Source organism: Azoarcus sp. PA01 (genome assembly GCA_001274695.2).
GTDB lineage: Bacteria > Pseudomonadota > Gammaproteobacteria > Burkholderiales > Rhodocyclaceae > Aromatoleum.
Genome location: LARU01000004.1, coordinates 1,059,585 through 1,079,525 on the forward strand (window position 1 = coordinate 1,059,585; position 19,941 = coordinate 1,079,525).

At 65.3% G+C, this 19,941-nt stretch carries 16 protein-coding genes and 2 pseudogenes; all 18 read right to left on the reverse strand.

The window, feature by feature from the left end; genetic code table 11:
- Nucleotides 1-7: 7 nt before the first annotated feature.
- The 18 genes and pseudogenes from purF to aroC all read right to left on the reverse strand — a co-directional run bounded on the left by purF (nt 8) and on the right by aroC (nt 19,850).
- The gene (gene purF, locus PA01_17095; protein ID KON80129.1) at nt 8-1,534 is read right to left on the reverse strand and encodes an amidophosphoribosyltransferase; all 1,527 of its coding nucleotides are present in this window, start codon (nt 1,532-1,534) and stop codon (nt 8-10) included.
- A gap of 11 nt (nt 1,535-1,545) precedes the next feature.
- A pseudogene (locus PA01_17100) lies at nt 1,546-2,036 on the reverse strand (CvpA family protein).
- Nucleotides 2,037-2,060: 24 nt separating this feature from the next.
- Nucleotides 2,061-2,747, reverse strand: coding sequence for an SPOR domain-containing protein (locus PA01_17105; GenBank protein ID KON80130.1), 687 nt, complete (start codon nt 2,745-2,747; stop codon nt 2,061-2,063).
- Between the two features lie 8 nt (nt 2,748-2,755).
- Nucleotides 2,756-4,033, reverse strand: a complete 1,278-nt coding sequence (gene folC / locus PA01_17110) for a bifunctional tetrahydrofolate synthase/dihydrofolate synthase (protein KON80131.1) — start codon at nt 4,031-4,033, stop codon at nt 2,756-2,758.
- A gap of 20 nt (nt 4,034-4,053) precedes the next feature.
- Nucleotides 4,054-4,923, reverse strand: a complete 870-nt coding sequence (accD, locus tag PA01_17115; GenBank protein KON80132.1) for an acetyl-CoA carboxylase, carboxyltransferase subunit beta — start codon at nt 4,921-4,923, stop codon at nt 4,054-4,056.
- On the reverse strand, nt 4,920-5,735 hold the full coding sequence (gene trpA / locus PA01_17120; GenBank protein KON80133.1) for a tryptophan synthase subunit alpha: 816 nt from the start codon (nt 5,733-5,735) through the stop codon (nt 4,920-4,922). The genes accD and trpA overlap by 4 nt, the downstream gene beginning before the upstream one ends.
- Nucleotides 5,736-5,777: 42 nt before the next feature.
- Nucleotides 5,778-6,989: a tryptophan synthase subunit beta gene (gene trpB / locus PA01_17125; protein KON80134.1), complete on the reverse strand. Its 1,212-nt coding sequence runs from the start codon at nt 6,987-6,989 to the stop codon at nt 5,778-5,780.
- Complete coding sequence (locus tag PA01_17130; GenBank protein KON80135.1) at nt 6,976-7,599, reverse strand: phosphoribosylanthranilate isomerase; 624 nt, start codon at nt 7,597-7,599, stop codon at nt 6,976-6,978. Before PA01_17130 ends, trpB begins: the two co-directional genes overlap by 14 nt.
- Nucleotides 7,600-8,394 carry a tRNA pseudouridine(38-40) synthase TruA gene (gene truA, locus PA01_17135; protein ID KON80136.1) on the reverse strand — a complete coding sequence of 265 codons (795 nt, stop codon included), beginning with the start codon at nt 8,392-8,394 and terminating at the stop codon, nt 7,600-7,602.
- The gene (locus PA01_17140; GenBank protein KON80137.1) at nt 8,391-8,990 is read right to left on the reverse strand and encodes an energy-coupling factor transporter transmembrane protein EcfT; all 600 of its coding nucleotides are present in this window, start codon (nt 8,988-8,990) and stop codon (nt 8,391-8,393) included. The genes truA and PA01_17140 overlap by 4 nt, the downstream gene beginning before the upstream one ends.
- 58 nt (nt 8,991-9,048) lie before the next feature.
- On the reverse strand, nt 9,049-11,751 hold the full coding sequence (locus PA01_17145) for a hypothetical protein (protein KON80138.2): 2,703 nt from the start codon (nt 11,749-11,751) through the stop codon (nt 9,049-9,051).
- A 458-nt stretch (nt 11,752-12,209) separates the two neighbouring features.
- A complete protein-coding gene (asd, locus tag PA01_17150) occupies nt 12,210-13,343 on the reverse strand; it encodes an aspartate-semialdehyde dehydrogenase (protein KON80139.1) in 1,134 nt (377 codons plus the stop codon).
- A 27-nt stretch (nt 13,344-13,370) separates the two neighbouring features.
- A complete protein-coding gene (leuB, locus tag PA01_17155; GenBank protein KON80140.1) occupies nt 13,371-14,423 on the reverse strand; it encodes a 3-isopropylmalate dehydrogenase in 1,053 nt (350 codons plus the stop codon).
- Nucleotides 14,424-14,459: 36 nt separating this feature from the next.
- Nucleotides 14,460-15,101, reverse strand: coding sequence for a 3-isopropylmalate dehydratase small subunit (leuD, locus tag PA01_17160; protein ID KON80141.1), 642 nt, complete (start codon nt 15,099-15,101; stop codon nt 14,460-14,462).
- A gap of 69 nt (nt 15,102-15,170) precedes the next feature.
- Nucleotides 15,171-16,580: a 3-isopropylmalate dehydratase large subunit gene (leuC, locus tag PA01_17165; protein ID KON80142.1), complete on the reverse strand. Its 1,410-nt coding sequence runs from the start codon at nt 16,578-16,580 to the stop codon at nt 15,171-15,173.
- An 82-nt stretch (nt 16,581-16,662) separates the two neighbouring features.
- Nucleotides 16,663-17,478 (reverse strand): M48 family metallopeptidase, encoded by an 816-nt coding sequence (locus PA01_17170; protein KON80143.1) that lies wholly within the window; start codon nt 17,476-17,478, stop codon nt 16,663-16,665.
- A pseudogene (locus PA01_17175) lies at nt 17,475-18,634 on the reverse strand (MFS transporter). The gene PA01_17170 and the pseudogene PA01_17175 overlap by 4 nt, the downstream one beginning before the upstream one ends.
- An 82-nt stretch (nt 18,635-18,716) precedes the next feature.
- A complete protein-coding gene (aroC, locus tag PA01_17180; GenBank protein KON80144.1) occupies nt 18,717-19,850 on the reverse strand; it encodes a chorismate synthase in 1,134 nt (377 codons plus the stop codon).
- Between the last annotated feature and the right edge of the window lie 91 nt (nt 19,851-19,941).

Here is a 19,941-nt window from a genome sequence, read left to right on the forward strand (position 1 = left end):
GGCATGATCAGTTGTCGTGGCTGCCGACCAGATTGAGGTCGAGCTGTCCGCCTTCGCTCTCATCCGCCGAGGAGTTGCCGGTGTCGCGCCGGTTCTCGATTCCGTCGAGATACTCCGACGTGATGTCTCCGGTCACGTAGCATCCGTCGAAGCACGAAGTCTCGAAGAAGTTGATCGCCGGATTCACGGCTCTCACCGCAGCCTTCAGGTCGGCGAGATCCTGGTAGATCAGCCCGTCCGCACCGATCTCCCGGCAGATCTGCGCCTCGTCGCGGCTGGCGGCGATCAGTTCGCCGCGCGTCGGCATGTCGATGCCATACACGTTGGCATGCCTGACCGGCGGCGCCGCCGACGCCATGTAGACTTTCTCGGCACCGGCTTCACGCGCCATCGTCACGATTTCGCGACTGGTCGTTCCCCGCACGATCGAATCGTCGACGAGGAGCACTCTCTTGCCCCGGAATTCCTGCGGAATCGTGTTCAGCTTCTGGCGCACCGACTTACGCCGGATCGCCTGGCCCGGCATGATGAAAGTGCGTCCGATATAACGGTTCTTCACGAAGCCTTCGCGATAAGGAAGGTTCAGCCGGTGGGCCATTTCCATCGCCGAAGGGCGGCTCGAATCGGGAATCGGGATCACGACGTCGATCTCGACGTGCGGCATCACGCGCGTGAGTTTGTCGGCGAGGAACTCGCCCATCTTGACGCGCGACTCGTACACCGACACCCCGTCGATGATCGAATCCGGCCGCGCGAGATAGACAAACTCGAACATGCAGGGCGCTTCGACAGTCTTGTCCGCGCACTGCCGGCTCCGGAAATTCCCCTGCGTATCGATGAGGATCGCCTCGCCCGGGGCGACATCACGCAGCATCCTGAATCCGAGGACATCCATCGCGACGGACTCCGACGCGACGAGCCACTCCTGTCCCGCCTCGACGTCATTGCGCCCGACCACGAGCGGGCGGATCCCGTACGGGTCGCGGAACGCGAGCAGGCCGTAGCCGGCAATCATCACGACGACCGCATACGCCCCGCGACAGCGCCGATGGACGCCGGAGACGGCGCGGAAGATCGCGTCCTCATCGAGCTTGAAACCCTTCGCCGCAGCCTGCAGTTCATGGGCCAGCACGTTCAGCAGCACTTCGGAATCGGAATTCGTGTTGATGTGCCGCAGGTCGGAAAGGAACATTTCCCGCTTGAGTTCCTCCGAGTTCGTCAGGTTGCCATTGTGCGCAAGCAGCAGGCCGAACGGGGAATTGACGTAGAACGGCTGCGCTTCGGCGGGATTGTACGCAGACCCCGCAGTGGGATAGCGGACATGGCCGATACCCCAGTTGCCGACGAGGTTGCGCATGTTTCGCGTACGAAACACGTCGCGCACGAGGCCCGGCCCCTTGTGCATCAAGAAGCGTCCGCCTTCGGAAGTCGCGATCCCGGCAGCATCCTGACCGCGGTGCTGCAGGACCTGGAGGCCATCGTAGAGCAACTGGTTGACCGGGGAAGTCGCGACGACCCCTAAAATTCCGCACATGGAATAAACACCTATCTGAAACGAATCCTGTCGGCCACCACATCCGGCAGCCACGGTTTGACGGAAATCACCGCCACTTCCATCGGAGGCGCAAACTTCGCGTTCGCCCACCAGGGCTCCTGCGCGACACCGACCATTCCTCCGAGCAGCACTGCCGAGAACACTATCGCCAAACCTCGTGCCAGCCCATAAATCGCGCCAAAAAAATGATCGGCAGTGCCCAGTCCGGCAGCTTTCAACAATTCCCGAAGCAAAAACCGCAGCAGCGCGGCCAGCAACAGGACCGCGACGAAGATCAGCACAAACGACGCTACGTATCGCCCGCGGGTTCGGCGACGATTCCGGCCAGCAATGCTGCCGTATCACTGCCGTAACGCCAGGTCGCAAGCAGCGCCAGCGCCCACGCCAAAAGCGAAATCACTTCGCTTGCCAGACCTCGCCACAGGCCGATAAGTGCCGAAAACCCCAGCACGCCGAGAAAAATGTAGTCAAACGCGGTCATCAAGCGCGCGGGCCCGCCGCAGCCTCATCGCTGCACCACGACGCCGCTCATGCCGCTCAACCTCAGCCTTTCGGCCACCTTGTCCGCGTCTTCGCGACTGCTGAAAGGTCCGATGCGTACCCGCGTGACAGCACCGGCTTTCTCCGTATAAGCGGCAAATCCGCGCTTCTTGAGATCTGCGCCCAGCGCATTCGCTTTCGATGCTTCGCCGAACGCGCCGATCTGCACCACGAAAGATTCGTCGGTCGAAACGGCAGCCGGCTTCTTGCCCTCCAGCAGCGCCAGCGCCCGCGCGGCTTCGTCGCCGGCGGGCACTGCCGCGGCGCGATCGGGCGCAGGACGGACATCCGGCTCGACCGGTTTCGCGACAGCACCGCTCGAGCGCGTCGCCGACGGCGGCTTCGGCTCGGCAAGCGGCGCAACCGGCACAGGGTCCGCTTCGGCGGTCTTGTCGGCCGATGGCGGCTGTTCCTCGGGCGATTGCACGAGCGGGGACTCGACGGGTGCCGGAGGGCGACCGGCGATCGGCAGCGAAAGTGTAGTGTCGGCTTCCCGGTCGGGAATCGTGATCTGGATGTCCTCGGCAGGCGGACCGGGCTCCTGGTCCATGACCATCGGGAGCACGATTGCCGCGAGCAAGGCAATGGCCGCGGCCCCTACCAAACGGCGTCGCGACCGTTTCTTGAGGTCGAGGTTGTCGTTATCTGTCACGCGAAACCTCAGTGGCGAGCAGCACGCTCCGCTTCGAGCACGTCCGCCACCGTGAGAAATGAACCAAAGACGGCAATTCTATCACCCTCCCCGGCGCTCGTTCGGGCGACGTCGAACGCGTCCGAGGGCCGATCGAAGCAGCGCACGTCTGCGCCGACCCCGCAGGCGGCGAGGCGCTCGGCGAGTGCGGCGGCCGACAGGCCGCGCGGGCCGGGCAGAGTGGCGAGCAGCCAGTGGTCGATCTTGTCGCGAATCAGGCCGACGACGCCTTCGACGTCCTTGTCGACGAGCATGCCGAACACTGCCCACGTCTCCGGAAAGTAGCCCATGTTCGAAAGATTCTCGGCGAGCACCCCGGCCGCCTGGGGGTTATGCGCGACGTCGAGCACCACGGAAGGCTTCCCCGCGAGCACCTGGAAACGCCCGGGCAGTTCGACCAGCATCAAGCCCTCGCGGACCGCCTGCATCGATACCGGGATACGCTCGCGCAAGGTTTCGAGCGCCATCAGGACTGCCGCCGCATTGAGCAGCTGGTTCGCGCCGCGTAGCGACGGGTACGCGAGCCCGCCTCGACGGCGGCCATCCCGGCTCCACCAGCTCCACTGCGTGCGATCGCCCGAAAATCCGAAGTCCCGGCCTGACAGGCGAAGATCGGCGCCGATCTGCCGCGCATGCGCGACGAGCGACTCCGGTGGCAGCGGATCTGAACAGATCGCCGGGCGGCCGGAGCGGAAGATTCCCGCTTTCTCGAAGCCGATTTTCTCGCGGCTATCCCCGAGATAATCCATGTGATCCATCGCGACGCTCGCGACGATGGCGCAGTCGGGCTCGAACACATTGACCGCATCGAGGCGACCGCCCAACCCGACTTCGAGAATGATCACGTCGAGCGGCTCACGGCAGAATGCATGCCAGGCTGCGAGCGTACCCTGTTCGAAATACGTCAGCGGCACGTCGCCGCGGGCCCGTTCGACCGCGTTGAACGCCGCGACGAGCGCTTCGTCGCCAACCTCGCGCCCGTCGATGCGCACGCGTTCGTTATAGCGCAGCAAATGGGGCGACGTGTAACACCCGACGCGATAACCGGCGGCGATCAGAATGGCTTCGAGCATCGCGCATGTCGATCCCTTGCCGTTCGTGCCTCCGACCGTTATCACGACCGCGTCGCTGCGGCTGTCGAGCGCGTCCCGGACTTGGGCAACCCGCTCGAGGCCGAGCCGGATCGGCAGTCCCGGACGGCGCTCCAGCAGTTCCAGCCAGCCTTTCAGGGATTCGGGGGATTGCATCGGGAGCTGTTCCGCTTCGTCTACACGCCGATCGCCGGCTGGCGCGTCAACAGCGTCAGCAGTTCGGCGAGCTTGGGCCGCATTTCGCGCCGATCGATGATCAGGTCGATCGCGCCTTTTTCGAGCAGGAACTCGGAGCGCTGAAACCCCTCGGGGAGGGTTTCGCGTACCGTCTGCTCGATCACCCGCGGACCGGCGAAACCGATCAGCGCGCCGGGTTCGGCGATCACGACGTCGCCGATGAACGCGAAGCTCGCCGATACCCCGCCCATCGTCGGATCCGTCAGCAACGTGATGAACGGCAGCTTGCGCTGGGCCAGCTGCGTGATCGCCGCAGTCGTCTTCGCCATCTGCATCAGCGAGAACAAACCTTCCTGCATCCGCGCTCCGCCCGTTGCCGTGATGCAGATGAACGGCAGACGTTGGTCGAGCGCAGCCTTGGCGCCGCGGACGAAGCGCTCGCCGACGACCGATCCCATCGAACCGCCCAGAAATTCGAACTCGAAGCACGCGACGACGACCGGAACGGTCAGGATCGCGCCCTGCATCACCACCATCGCGTCGGCTTCGGCGGTATCTGCGCCCGCCGCCGACAGACGTTCGGTATAGCGGCGCGAGTCCTTGAATTTCAGCGGGTCGACCGGAACCACCTCGGCGCCGATCTCGAACCGTCCTTCCGCATCGAGCAGCAAGTCCAGCCGCGCCCGCGCCCGCAGCCGCTGATGGTGTCCGCATTTCGGGCACACCATCTGGTTGGTTTCGAGATCCGATCGGTACAGCACCGCTTCGCATGCGGAACACTTGCTCCACAGCCCTTCGGGGATCGACTTGCGCGCCGCCGATTCCGCCCGCTTGATCTTGGGCGGCAACAGTTTCTGCAGCCAGCTCATCGCGCGGCCCCTTCGATCTGGTCGAGCGCCGTGCGGACTTCCCTGAGGAAGGCGGTGACATTGGCGGCGAGCCGATCCCGCGGGCTGCGCTCGATCTCCTCGATGATGCGGCTGCCGATCACGACCGCGTCGGCCATTTCACCGATGCGCCGCGCGGACTCGGCATCGCGGATGCCGAAGCCGACGCCGACCGGCATGCCGACCTGCGCGCGAATCCGCGGAATGCGCGCCGCCACTTCGTCGAAATCGAGCGTTGCGGCGCCGGTGACGCCTTTCAGCGAGACGTAGTAGATGTAGCCGCTGCCGATTCGCGCGACGTCGCGAAAGCGCTGCTCGGTCGAAGTCGGGGCGAGGAGGAAGATCGGATCGAGTCCGGCGTCTTTTGCCGCCCGCGCGAAGCTCTCGCACTCCTCCGGCGGGTAGTCGACGATCAGCACGCCATCGACCTGCGCTTCGCGCGCGGCCGACACGAAGCGCTCGACGCCCATCGCCTCGACCGGATTCGCGTAGCCCATCAGGACCACCGGGGTCTCGGCGTTGCCGGCGCGGAACTCGCGAACGGTATCGAGCACCCTGCGCAAAGTCATGCCGTTGGCCAGAGCGCGTTCCGAGGCGCGCTGTATCGTCGGGCCATCGGCCATCGGGTCGGAGAACGGAACGCCCAGTTCGATGATGTCGGCGCCCCCTTCGACCAGCGCGTTCATCAACGGCACCGTCAGTTCCGGTGCCGGATCGCCGGCAGTGATGAAGGGAATCAGCGCCCGCCGCCCGGTGGCTTGCAGGCGCTGAAAAGTCGATTGGATTTTGGACATATTCGGTGTCAGGAATGCGGGCCGCGAGGCGACCCGACAGGCTCAGAACTGGATGCCGGATTTCTCGGCGACGGTGTGCATGTCCTTGTCCCCGCGCCCGGAGAGATTGACCAGCAGGATCTTGTCCTTCGGCAACGTCGGCGCGAGCCGTGCCGCGTACGCGAGCGCGTGCGACGACTCGAGCGCGGGAATGATGCCCTCGAGCCGGCACAGGTCATGGAACGCCTGCAGCGCTTCCTGGTCGGTGATGGTCACGTATTCCGCCCGGCCGCTGTCCTTGAGCCACGCATGCTCGGGTCCGACGCCCGGATAATCGAGGCCGGCGGAAATCGAATGCGTCTCGATGATCTGGCCGTCGTCATCCTGCAGCAGATAAGTCCGGTTGCCGTGCAGGACCCCGGGTTTGCCTGCGGTGAGGCTGGCTGCGTGCCGGCCCGATTCCATCCCCTCGCCGGCCGCCTCGACGCCGATCAGGCGCACGTCCGGCACGTCGATGTACGGATGGAAGATGCCCATCGCGTTCGACCCGCCGCCGACGCAGGCGATCACGCAGTCGGGCTGCCGCCCCGTCATCTCCGGCATCTGCAGCAGGCATTCCTTCCCGATGACGCTCTGGAAGTCGCGCACCATCAGCGGATACGGATGCGGCCCGGCGACGGTGCCGATGATGTAGAAGGTGTTATGGACGTTCGTGACCCAGTCGCGCATCGCCTCGTTGAGCGCGTCCTTCAGGGTTTTCGATCCGGATTCGACCGGCACCACCGTGGCGCCGAGCAGCTTCATGCGATAGACATTGGCAGCCTGCCGCCTGACATCTTCCGACCCCATGTAGACGACGCATTCCATGCCGTAACGCGCGGCGACCGTCGCCGTGGCGACGCCGTGCTGTCCCGCGCCGGTTTCGGCGATCACCCGCGGCTTGCCCATGCGCCGCGCGACCATCGCCTGGCCGATGCAGTTGTTCACCTTGTGCGCGCCGGTGTGGTTGAGGTCCTCGCGCTTGAGATAGATTTGTGCGCCCCCGAGCAGGTCGGACCAGCGGCGGACGTGATAGATCGGGCTTGGCCGGCCGACATAATGCTTGAGCTCGTATTCGAACTCGGCGACGAACGTCGGGTCGTCGCGGCAGGCTTCGTATGCCGCACGCAGTTCGTCCAGCGCCGGAATCAGCGTCTCGGCAACGAAGACGCCGCCGTAAGGACCAAAGTGACCGCTCGGGTCGGGAAAACGGTAAGGCGCGTCAGCCATCTGCATGTCGAACTCCAGCGATGAACGCAGCGATGCGCGCCGCGTCCTTGATCCCCTTGCCCGATTCCACGCCGCTCGACACGTCGACGGCCCACGGCCTGACGCGACGGATGGCCTCGCCGACATTGTCGGGATCGAGTCCGCCGGAAAGGATCAAAGGTTTGTCCAGGCCTGCAGGAATCAGGGTCCAGTCGAATACTTTGCCACCGCCACCGTAGCCTTCGACGAACGCGTCGAGCAGCAGCCCCGAGGCACCCGGATGGCAAGCCGAGAATTCTACCAGATCGACCCCGGGACGCACTCGTGCGGCCTTGACCCATGCCCGCCCGTGCCGGGCGCACGCACGCTCGTCTTCGTCTCCGTGGAACTGGAGCAGCTGCAGCGGGACACGGCGCAGCGCCTCGGCGACGAAAGCCGGCTCGGGGTTGACGAAAAGTCCAACGGTGGTGACGAACGGGGGGACAAGCGCCGCAAGTTCTGCAGCCGTCTCGAATGACACGAAGCGCGGACTGGGCGGATAAAACACCAGCCCGATCGCATCGGCGCCAGCCTCGACCGCAGACCGGACATCCTCGGCGCGGGTCAGGCCGCAGATCTTGATACGGGTTCGGGCCACTCAGACGAAAGGAATACGAGGAACGGCGATGATACGCCCTTCACTTGGCAGAGACCAGTGCGGGGCATACTCGACGCCGCACAGGTAAAGGCCGTCAGCAGGAAACGTCAGCGCGGCGAGGCTGCGGTCACGCGCAGCGAGCACTTCTGCGAGCCAGGCGGCCGAGTGGCGTCCCTTGCCGACGTACACCAGGGCGCCGACGAGGTTGCGCACCATGTGATGGAGAAAGGCATTGGCCCAGAAATCGAACACGATGTAGTCCCCGGTGCGCTGCACCCGGACTTCGTGCATCAGCTTGACCGGCGACTTGGCTTGGCAGCCCGCGGCGCGAAATGCGGAAAAATCGTGCCACCCTTCGAGGCAGCGCGCCGCTTCGGCCATCGCGATGTCGTCGAGCGGCGGATGGAACCATCCGACACGGCCGGCGAGAAGCGCGGGCCGGACGGGCGAATTGTGCAGGATGTACCGGTAGCGGCGCGACACTGCGCAGAAACGCGCATGGAAGCTGTCGCCGGCCTCGATCGCCCAGCGCACGACGACCGGCGACGACAGGCGGCTATTGACGCCGCGCACCCAGCCGGAGTTCGGTCTGACCGCTTCGGTATCGAAATGCACGACTTGCGCTGTCGCATGAACGCCGGCATCGGTACGGCCGGCACAGTGGAGGCGCACCGGATGTGCTGCAATATGTCCGATCGCGGCCTCCAGGTGATCCTGTACCGTCCGCCCATGAGCCTGGCTCTGGAATCCCTCGAACGCATTTCCGGCGTATTCCACGCCGAGCGCGATTCTCACTTCACGATCCCCAGCAGGGCCATGCCGATCGCGATGCACAACGCCGACACCGCGATCTCGCGCAAGCCGAAGCGCTCCCGGACGACGCTGATCGTCTCATCCGACGCATCGTCGGCCTCGTCGAGCCAGTGCGTCCAGCCATGCTCGGCCCCGGCTTCGACGTAGCGCAGCACGAGCAGCAGGCGAACCGCGAGCCGGCTCGCCGGCAAGCCGGCAAACTCGAGCGGGCGTAACAGCGCATACAGGCCGCTGACGAGGCGATCGACGGAAAGCCGCTGGAGCAGGATGGCGACGCAAAACACGACTGCGACGAGCCGCCCGCCATGCTGTGCGGCCAGCAGCATGCCTTCCGCAGTCGGACTCAGCGCGGGCCAGTCCGCGACCAGCGCCTCACCCGGCGTAAACCAGGCAAAAAAAACGACGATAGCGAGCAGCAGGAAGCGCACCCGCCGCACCAGGCGCCCGCTGCGCGCCGGGGCGAGCAGCGATGCAACGAGCCCGCTCCCGATTACCGCGGCGAGGAGCCACACGCCGGAGACCGCCTGGATGACCACGACGCCGGCGGCCCACATCAGTATCAGCAATCCAGCGTGCATGCCAAAGCCGCTTTGCAAAGGACGCCGGGCAACCGCGGAAACTCGACGCGCGTCGCAGTCAGACAAGCTGCTCCAGCAGGCGCTTTCCCGCTTCGCGCTGGGCGAGCGAGCCTTCGCGCAGCACCTCGTCGATCAGTTCGCGCGCGCCTTCCTTGTCGCCCATCTCCTCATAAGCGCGGGCGAGTTCGAGCTTGGTGTCGACTTCCTCGATCACTTCGTCGCTCAATGCGTCGTCCGTCGGAACCTCCAGCAGTGGCGCGACAATCCCGCCTTCATCGTGCCCGGGTTCCTCGAGAGTGATGCTTGACGGGTCCAGCGCCGGAACAAAGGCCGAGGACTCCGGAGTCGCGTCGTCGAAATCGAAGTCGAAGTCGAGAAGGTTGCTGTCGAATGTCGTTTCTTCCGAATCCGTGCCGGCAAGACTCGCGTCGCCGGAAACTTCACCGGAAATCAGCGACGGTGCATCGAGGTTGAAATCGGTGACTTCGGCATCCGGCATCAGCTCCTCGAAATCCGGCGAAAGATCGAAGCCGATGTCGGAGGTCAGCGCCGGCAGATCCGCGTCGCTGTCGCTGACGAGGGGTGCGCTCGGAAGCGCTTCAGCGGCCGGCGGAGCGCCGGTTTCGTCGGAAAACTCGAGATCCTGAACCGCGCCGCTCGGCAACGGGGCGTCGACTGCCGCGGCCGCCTGGTGGCCGCCCGCAGGCGCCGCTTCGTCTCCCCACGGGAGGCTGACGTCCAGGTCGAAATCGAGTGCTGCGGCATCGATTTCCGGCAACGCATCGAAGACGACCTGATCGAGCTCGGTCGCGTCCAGCGTGATGTCGCCCGCGTCAGCGCCCGTTTTGTCCTCGGTTTTGCCGGCCGGGAGCTCCCACGGGTTCTTCGACAGCACCGATTCCGTGTCGGCAGACCGCGGAGCTGCTGACGAAAGATCGCCAGCGCCTTCCGAATCGGTAGTGAAATCGAGGTCCCCGACTGCTCGCTCGACCGTGTCGGACGCGGGCGACGACGCGCCGGCCTCGTTGAAATTCGTCGAAGCGGCGCGAGCTTCGGCAACGACGACACTCAGCCCGCCACCTGCCGCAGCCGACGCAACGGGGTCGATCGCGCTCGAACTTTCGTGGAGGGCGATGCCGGAGGCGCGGGAAGCTGCGGTCGAAGCGCCGTAGAGCGGGTTGTCCGGATCGATCCTCCGGCCCATCTCGGCCGCTTTCTCCCAGTCCTGTCCGACACCGCCGGTACGCGAACGGAGCGCCGACGCAGTGGCTTCGAACTGCTTCGGACTGTTGCGCTGCGCATAAATTTCGAGCAGTTTCAGCGGTATCGCAAGGCGCGAAGTGTCTGCCTTCAGGGCATCGAGGAGTATTTCCTCGGCCTGGGCGTCCCGTCCGTACGCCATATACACATCGGCCTCGGCAACAGGATCGACGCCCTCGTCGGTATCGATTGCGGAGAGGCCGGACTGGCTGAAGTCGGTGGCGAGGATGCTGCCGTCGCCGGTGTTCACGTTCTGCCCGCCGGCTGCGCCGAAGCCGGCATCCGCAGCCAGGGGCAGCTCGCTCATGATTCCCAGCGCATCGCGGCTGTCCTGTTCGCCCTTGCGCCGTTCGCGCACCTTGATGCCGGCATAGCCGAGAAGCAGTACAAGAATGCCGCCGCCGGCCGCGACCATCTTCGGATCGCCGGCGAGGCTCTGGAAAAACTCGGATTCCACGTCCGGCACCGCAGCTCCCGCTTTCACCTCCTCTGCGAGCGCTCGCGAAGCCTGAGTCTCGACAGTCGGCTGTTGTACACTTGCAACTTCGATCAGCGCCGCTGCCCCCGGTCCATTCGCCTGCGCACCGGCGCTATCCGGGACACTGGCCCCAGCTCGCTGCTGCAACGCTGCGAGGCCCTCGTTTCGAATTGCCAGCAGTTTCTGCATTTCCTGGATGCTGGCCTCGAGCGCGGCGAGCCGGCTGTTCGCTTCCTCCAGAGCCTTGTCGCGGACGACTAATTCTTCCTCGAGCGACTGAAGCCGGGCGAGGCGCGAAGACTCGTCGGTCAGCGCGTCGGCTGCGGCCGGATTCGGGGGAGCGGACACTTTTACCTGATCGCCGCCTGCCGCCTGGCCCGCAGGTTCGTCGACTCTTGCGACGATCGCGCCGGCCCCGGCTCGCGACGCCGACGCTTCGCTTGCTGCGGCGCGCGCGGCAACGCTTCCGGCCAACCGTTTTCGATAGGCCTCGAAATCGGCTGCCTGGGCGACGACTTCCCGGTGCGCCTGCGCCGGTTCGACGGCACTCACGGTCGTCCCCGACGGAACCTTGAGAATTGCGCCCGCGCGCATCCGGTTTATGTTCTCGCCGTCGAACGCGTCCGGATTTTCCCGTAATAGTGCGACCAGCATCTGCTCGAGAGTCGCACCGCGGGGGCGATGCGCTTCGGCGATTCCGTGCAGCGTATCGCCACGCCGCACCTCGTGCCGGTCCGGGAGTGCCGAGGCGCCGGAAAGCGACGGATGCGATGGCGGCGCCGTGCGCGGCGTCCCGGCCGCCGCGGCAACCGGCGGGACTGCCACCGGCGCGGCAACGGGTGCAGGCAGCGTTCCGGCGGGAGCCGGATCGAGCAGGAAAGTGTATTCGCGGATGACCCGCCCGGACGTCCAGTCGAGCTCGATTAGCAGATCGACGAAAGGGTCGCTGAGCGGGCGGTCGCTTGAAATGCGCACCACGGCGCGGTTTCCGTGGCGCTCGACCGCGAGCTTCAGCGCGCTCATGAGAGGGGAATAGGCCAGACTCGCTTGCCGAAATGCTTCTGCCGACGCAATCCTGGCCGTCAGCGACTGCATTTCCTGCGGCGTCGCGTTGAGTTCGACCTCTGCCCTGAGCGGCTGGCCAATGGCACTAAAAACATTGATCGGACCAAGTCCGGCAGCCTGACTGGCGGACGGAAGCGTGGCGATCGCGGCGGCGACCAGGGTAGCCTTGAGCGAGGTCTTCATAACTGTATATCATCCGCACCCTGCAAGGGCACCAAGCTGCGTGGAAGATGGCGTCGTGGACGCGAGCGAACATTCGCCGCGCTCCGCGCAATCTAACATTTTGTTTCAATGCTGGCAGCAATTCTCTGATTGCGGAAGCCGCTTCACGGACGAACGCCTCCCTCGAACGGCGTTCGTGACATGCAGGAGAGAACTGGCCGGAACCGCGTCAGGCGCGATTCCGGCCGGCGACTTCACTGCGACAGCAGGATTCGCAGCATGCGCCGCAGGGGTTCGGCCGCGCCCCAGAGGAGCTGGTCACCGACGGTGAAGGCACCCAGGTATTCGGGCCCCATCGCCATCTTGTGCAACCGCCCGACCGGCACGCTCAAGGTCCCCGTCACGGCGGTCGGCGTCAGTTCCCGTTCGCTGATCTCGCGCTCGTTGGGAACGACTTTGACCCAGTCGTTGGCCGTGCCGATGATCTCGCCGAGCTCATCCAGCGGCACATCCTTGCGCAACTTGATCGTCAATCCTTGCGAATGACAGCGCATCGCACCGATGCGCACGCACAGCCCGTCGATCGGCACGCTGCCGGCGCTACGGAACGGCGGGTTGCCGAGGATCTTGTTGCATTCGGCGCCGCCCTTCCATTCCTCCTTCGACTGGCCATTTTCGACCGGCACGTCGATCCACGGGATCAGGCTGCCCGCCAGCGGCACGCCGCGGAAGTTCTTCACCGGAAAGTCGGCCGAGCGCATCGTTTCGGCGACTTTGCGGTCGATGTCGAGGATTGCCGAGGCAGGGTCGGCCAGTTCGGCCCGCACCGCATCGTGCAGCACGCCCATCTGGCTGAGGAGTTCACGCATGTTCTGCGCACCCGCGCCGGACGCGGCCTGATAGGTCATCGCCGACACCCACTCGACGAGGCCATGACGGAACAATCCCCCAAGACCCATCAGCATCAGCGACACGGTGCAGTTGCCGCCGATCCAGTCGCGGCCGCCCTTTGCGAGCGCATCCTTGATGACGTCGAGGTTGACCGGATCGAGGACGATCACTGCGTTGTCTTCCATCCGCAGCGCACTCGCCGCGTCGATCCAGTGGCCGTTCCAGCCTGCCGCCCGCAGCTTCGGATACACGGCTTTCGTGTAGTCGCCGCCCTGGCAGGTGATGACGATGTCCATCTGCCGCAGCATGTCGACGTTCATCGCGTCCTGCAGCGCCAGCGGCGCTTCCCGGCCGCCGAAAGCCGGCGCTTTGCCGCCGGCCGCGGACGTCGAGAAATACACCGGCTCGATATGGGCGAAATCCCCCTCCTCGACCATCCGCTGCATCAGCACGGAACCGACCATGCCACGCCAACCGACCAGACCTACCTTGTTCATTGCCTTCACCTCGAATTGCCAGAAATCTCAGAGCGCCGCCAACACGGCGTCGCCCATTTGCTTCGTACCCACTTTCGTCGTGCCCGGCTCGAAAATGTCGCCGGTGCGCAGGCCCTGCGCCAGCACCTTCTTCACCGCATTCTCGATGCGAACCGCCGCGCCTTCCTGGCCGAAGGTGTAGCGCAGCATCATCGCCGCGGAAAGGATCGTCGCGAGCGGATTGGCGATGCCCTGGCCGGCGATGTCGGGCGCGGAGCCGTGCGACGGCTCGTACAACCCCTTGTTGTTCGCGTCCAGCGAGGCCGACGGCAGCATGCCGATCGAGCCGGTCAGCATCGATGCTTCGTCGGACAGGATGTCGCCGAACATGTTGCCGGTGACCATCACGTCGAACTGCTTCGGCGCGCGCACGAGCTGCATCGCAGCGTTGTCGACGAGCATGTGGCTGAGCTCGACGTCGGGGTACTCGGGAGCCAGTTCGATCATCACGTCGCGCCACAGCTGCGTCGTCTCGAGCACGTTCATCTTGTCCACCGAACACAGCCGCTTGTTGCGCTTGCGTGCCGCCTCGAACGCGACCCGGCCGATGCGGCGGATCTCGGACTCGGTGTAGTGCATCGTATTGAAGCCGAAACGCTCGCTGTCACGCACTTCGATGCCGCGCGGCTGGCCGAAATAGATGTCACCGGTGAGTTCGCGCACGATCAGGATGTCGAGCCCGGCCACCACCTCGGGCTTCAGCGACGATGCATTCGCGAGTTCGGGGTACAGGATCGCCGGGCGCAGGTTCGCGAACAGGCCGAGATCCTTGCGGATGCCGAGCAGACCGCGTTCCGGGCGCTGTTCGCGCGGCAACGTGTCCCACTTCGGTCCGCCGACCGCGCCGAGCAGCACCGCGTCGGCGTCGCGCGCGAGCTTGCGCGTCGCTTCCGGGTACGGTTCGCCGGTCGCATCGACTGCCGCACCGCCCAGCAGGGCCTCTTCCATCTCGAACTTCAGGTCCAGCGCTTCGAGCACGCGCACCGCCTCGGCGGTGATCTCCGGCCCGATGCCGTCGCCCGGCAGAATGCAAATCTTCATCGGCAAACGTCTCCTGCTATGCCTGGCCGGTCCGGCTCAGGCGACAAAATAATAGGGGTGAGCGGCGCGCCGCTTCTCTTCGAAAGCGCGGATCTTGTCCGCATGCCGCAGCGTCAGGCCGATGTCGTCCCAGCCGTTGAGCAGGCATTCCTTGCGGAACGGATCGACTTCGAACGCGATCGTCGTGCCGTCGGGACGGGTGATCGTCTGCGCGGCGAGATCGACCTTGAGCCGGTAGCCCTCGGTGGCCTCGCACTGGCGGAACAGCTCATCGACTTCCGGCGCGGGCAGCACGATCGGCAGCAGACCGTTCTTGAAGCAGTTATTGAAGAAGATGTCGGCGAAGCTCGGGCCGATCAACACCCGGAAGCCGTAGTCTTCGAGCGCCCACGGGGCGTGCTCGCGCGAACTGCCGCAGCCGAAGTTGTCGCGCGTCAGCAGTATCTGCGCTCCTTCGTAGCGCGGCTGGTTCAACACGAAGTCCGGATTTTTCGGCCGGTTCGCACAATCCTGGCCGGGCTCTCCGTGATCCGTATAGCGCCATTCGTCGAACAGGTTCGGACCGAAGCCGCTGCGCTTGATCGACTTCAGGAACTGCTTCGGGATGATCGCGTCGGTGTCGACGTTCGCGCGATCGATCGGGGCAACGCGCCCGTTGAGTTCGGTAAACGGCTTCATGATCTCACTACCTCTGCACCTCTGGATGGTCTCGCCATCCTTTCGAAATATTCATACGTTGCGCCGCGATCACGCGAGCTCGCGCACGTCGATGAAATGCCCGGTGACCGCTGCCGCGGCAGCCATCGCCGGGCTGACGAGATGCGTGCGGCCGCCGGCGCCTTGCCGGCCCTCGAAGTTGCGGTTCGACGTCGACGCGCAGTGGTCGCCGGGCTCGAGCCGGTCGGCATTCATCGCGAGGCACATCGAACACCCCGGCTCGCGCCACTCGAATCCGGCGGCGAGGAACACTTCGTGCAGCCCTTCGGCTTCGGCCTGACGCTTGACCAGCCCCGAACCGGGCACCACCAGCACGCGCTTGACGCTCGGCGCCTTGCTGCGCCCCTTGGCGATCGACGCCGCTTCACGCAGGTCCTCGATGCGGGAATTGGTGCAGGAACCGATGAACACCTGATCGACCGGAATCTCGCTGATCGGCGTGTTCGGCGCGAGGCCCATGTATTTGAGCGCGCGCTCGATTCCCTCGCGCCTGACCGGATCGCCGACGCTGGCCGGATCGGGGACGCGCCCCGAAACCGTCTCGACCATCTCCGGCGAAGTCCCCCACGTGACTTGCGGCTGGATCTGCGCAGCGTCGAGTTCGACGGTCTTGTCGAATTTCGCGCCCTCCTCCGTTTTCAGCGTGCGCCAGTAAGCGACCGCCTGATCCCACGCCTCGCCTTTCGGCGCGAGCGGCTTGTCGCGCAGGTAGTCGATCGTCGTCTGGTCGACCGCGACCAGACCGGCGCGCGCGCCCGCTTCGATCGCCATGTTGCAGATTGTCATCCGCCCTTCCATCGACAGCGCGCGGATCGCGCTGCCACCGAACTCGATCGCGTAGCCGGTTCCGCCCGCGGTGCCGATGCGGCCGATGATCGCGAGCGCGATGTCTTTCGCGGACACGCCGCGGCCCAGTTCGCCGTCCACCCGGACCAGCATCGTCTTCGAACGCTTCTGCAACAGGCACTGCGTCGCGAGCACGTGCTCGACTTCCGAAGTTCCGATGCCGTGGGCGAGACAGGCGAAAGCACCGTGCGTCGACGTGTGGGAGTCGCCGCACACGACGGTCATGCCGGGGAGCGTTGCCCCGTTCTCGGGCCCGATCACATGGACGATGCCCTGGCGCGCGTCCCGGAAAGGAAAGTAGGCCAGCGCCCCGACCTCGCGGATGTTCGCGTCCAGCGTTTCGACCTGTTGGCGCGAGACGGGGTCGAGAATGCCGCGTTCCCAGTGGTCGGTCGGCGTGTTGTGGTCGGCCGTCGCGACGATCGAGCTGACGCGCCACGGCTTGCGCCCGGCAAGCTTCAGGCCTTCGAAGGCCTGCGGGCTGGTCACCTCGTGGATCAGGTGGCGATCGATATAGATCAGCGCCGTGCCGTCCGCCTCCTGATGAACGACGTGACTGGACCAGAGCTTTTCGTACAGCGTTTGGGCTTCCATCCCATGCATTCCGTGGAGAGAAAAGGGATTGATTATTTCACACGGGCGACAGCGTGAATAGCCGCGGCCCGCAAGGCCTTCCTCATCGTTTCGCCGCTTCGTACAGCGGCATCACGCGCGCTGCGTACTCGGCCAGATCCTTCTGGCGGTTGGCGTGGGCGGGGTGAGTGGACAGCCATTGCGGAGGCGAGCCGCTCGCGCGCGACGCCATCTTGTCCCACAGCCCCACTGCCGCGCGCGGATCGTAGCCGGCCCGGGCAGCGAGTTCGACGCCGATGCGATCCGCCTCGACTTCGTGCAGGCGCGAATTGGGTAGTTCGAACGTCACCTTCGCCACCATGCCCATCAGGTCCTGTCCGACTTCGCCGACGCCCAGCAACGCTCCCGCGACGGAAATGCCCAGACCGGTCGCCATCGCTTTCGAAACCTGCTCGCGCGAATGCTCGCGCAGCGCGTGCGCGATCTCGTGCCCCATCACCGCCGCGATTTCATCGTCGCTCAGCTGAAGCTGCTCGATCAGCCCGGAGTAGATCGCCATCTTGCCTCCGGCCATGCACCATGCATTGAGCTGGTCGGAGCTGAGCACATTGACCTCCCACTGCCAGTCGCCGGTATCCGGACGAAACGCCGCCGCCTGCGAAATCAGCCGACTGGCGATCGCACGGACTCTGGCCACCTGCCGCGGATCGCGATTGAGCGCGTTCTTCTTGCGCGCCTCGGCCAGCACCTGGTCGTATTGCTTGCTCGACGCCTGCTCGACCTCCTCGGCCGACACCATCATCATCTGACCGCGCTCCACGCCGACCGTCCCGCCGCGCGTGGTTTGCACCGTCTGACATCCCACTGCGATAACGCCGGCGATCAGCGCCGCGATGCAATGCCTCAATCCGTTTTTCACGCTGCCTCTCCTTTGATCGTTTCCACGCCCGGGCGCCACCCCCGCAGCAACCACAGCAGACCGCCCAGCGCAAAGCCGGAGCCGAAAGTATAGGTCCAGGCCGGCCCGATCGTTTCCCATGTAAACCCGCTCAGCAACCCGCCGAGCATGCCGCCGGCACCGAAGGAAATGCTCCCGTACAACGCCTGGCCCTTCGATTGGAGCTTGCCGGGGAACCAGAGGTTCACCGTCGCGATGGCTGCGGCATGATAGGCGCCGAAGGTCGCGCCGTGGAGCAGCTGCGCGAACACGAGGGCGGGCAGCGCGTCGACTCCCCAACCGATCAGCGCGAAGCGCAGCACTGCGCAGGCGAAAGCGAAAACCAGGATGGTGCGCATCGAAAACGCCCGTGCGATGCGGGCATCAGCATGAACACCCCGATCTCGGCGAGCACCCCGAGCGTCCACATCCAGCCGACGAGAGCCTTGCTGTAGCCGTGATCGACAAGATAGATCGAATAGAACACATACAGCGCGCCATGCGCGGCCGACATGAAGAAGCAGGCGCCGAAAAGGGCCTGCACTTCGGCCCGGCGCAGCATGTCGCGCAAGCGTGCGGTCTCGCAGTGCGGCACCGCCACGCGGGCTTCGGGCAGCGTGAGCGCGCACAGCGCGATGCCTCCCAACACCAGCGCCGTCATCCACAGCAGCGAATCGAGCGGCAGGAAATCGAGCAGGTAGCCGATACCGAGCACCGCGACGATGAACCCGATCGATCCCCACACCCTGACGCTGCCGTAACGGCTTGCCTGAGCCCCGAGATGCGCGAACGTCAGGCTCTCGACCAACGGCAACGCCGCGCTCCAGAAAAAGGCCATCAGCGCCATCGCGATCAGCAGCCCGTCGAAGCGCGTCGTCACGAAGAACATGCAGAATCCGGCCAGGCTGGCGATTGCCGACAGCCTGATGATGAACAGGCGCCGTCCGGCATGCTCGGCGAGCCAGCCCCAGACGTTCGGCGCGATCACGCGCATCACCTGCATCAGCGACATCAGGATCGCGATATCGGCCGCAGACAGCGAGATCGACTGGAGGTAGAGCGTGAAGTACGGCGAGAACGCGCCGACGAACGCGAAATAGAAAAAATAGTAGGCGGACAGGCGCCAGTACGGCAGCACGGAGCGCCTTAGCCGCGGCGCCGGCGACCGGCGACAGACGATGCCTGACGCACAGCCGGCGCCCGAACGAACGGCAAAGCCGTCAGCGCGGGGGCGCGGGAACGCGCTGTACGCCGGACGGCGCGAGCCGGGCGAGCTTCGGCGTCGCGCAGGAAACGTCGCCGCACTGGGCGCGATGACGCAGCGCGTGGTCCATCAGCACGATCGCCAGCATCGCTTCGGCGATCGGCGTCGCGCGGATACCGACACACGGGTCGTGGCGACCATGGGTGTTGATGACGACGGCGTCGCCCTGCTTGTCTATCGAGCGGCGATCGAGCCGAATGCTCGAAGTCGGCTTCACCGCCATGCTCACGAGAATGTCCTGGCCCGTCGAAATGCCGCCGAGGACTCCGCCGGCATTGTTCGAGAGGAAGCCTTCGGGAGCCATTTCGTCGGAATGTTCGGTGCCACGCTGCGCAACACTGGAAAAACCGGCGCCGATCTCGACGCCTTTCACCGCGTTGATGCCCATCATCGCGTAGGCGATGTCCGCATCGAGCCGGTCGTACACCGGCTCCCCCCAGCCCACCGGCACGCCGCTGGCGACGACATCGATGCGCGCGCCGACCGAGTCGCCGGACTTGCGCAGTTCGTCCATGTAGTCTTCGAGCGCCGGCACGATCGACGCGTTGGGGGCGAAGAACGGGTTGCGCCCGACTTCATCCCAGTCGACGAACGGGATCTCGATCGGTCCGAGCTGCGACATGAAGCCGCGGATGACGATTCCGTACTGCTGGCTCAGCCATTTGCGTGCGATCGCGCCCGCCGCGACCCGCACTGCCGTCTCGCGCGCCGATGAACGGCCGCCGCCGCGGTGATCGCGAATCCCGTATTTCTGCCAGTACGCATAATCGGCATGGCCGGGGCGAAACGTCTCGGCGATGTTGCCGTAATCGCGTGAGCGCTGGTCCTGGTTGCGGATCAGCAGCGCAATCGGAGTGCCGGTCGTAACCCCCTCGAACACGCCCGAAAGGATCTCCACTTCGTCCGGTTCGCGCCGCTGCGTGACATGTCGCGACGTGCCGGGTTTGCGCCGATCGAGCTCGACCTGGATCTCCTGCGTCGAAATCGGCATCCCCGGCGGACAGCCATCCACGACACAGCCGATCGCCGGACCGTGGGATTCACCGAAGGAAGTGACGCAAAAGAGTTTGCCTACGCTATTGCCGGACATCGAATCCCGATTTCAGCCGAGGGGTGGAGACGCCCCGAGTTTAGCACAGCGCTTCAAGACGCCCTGCGGGTCTCGGGCCGCTGTCCTCGCT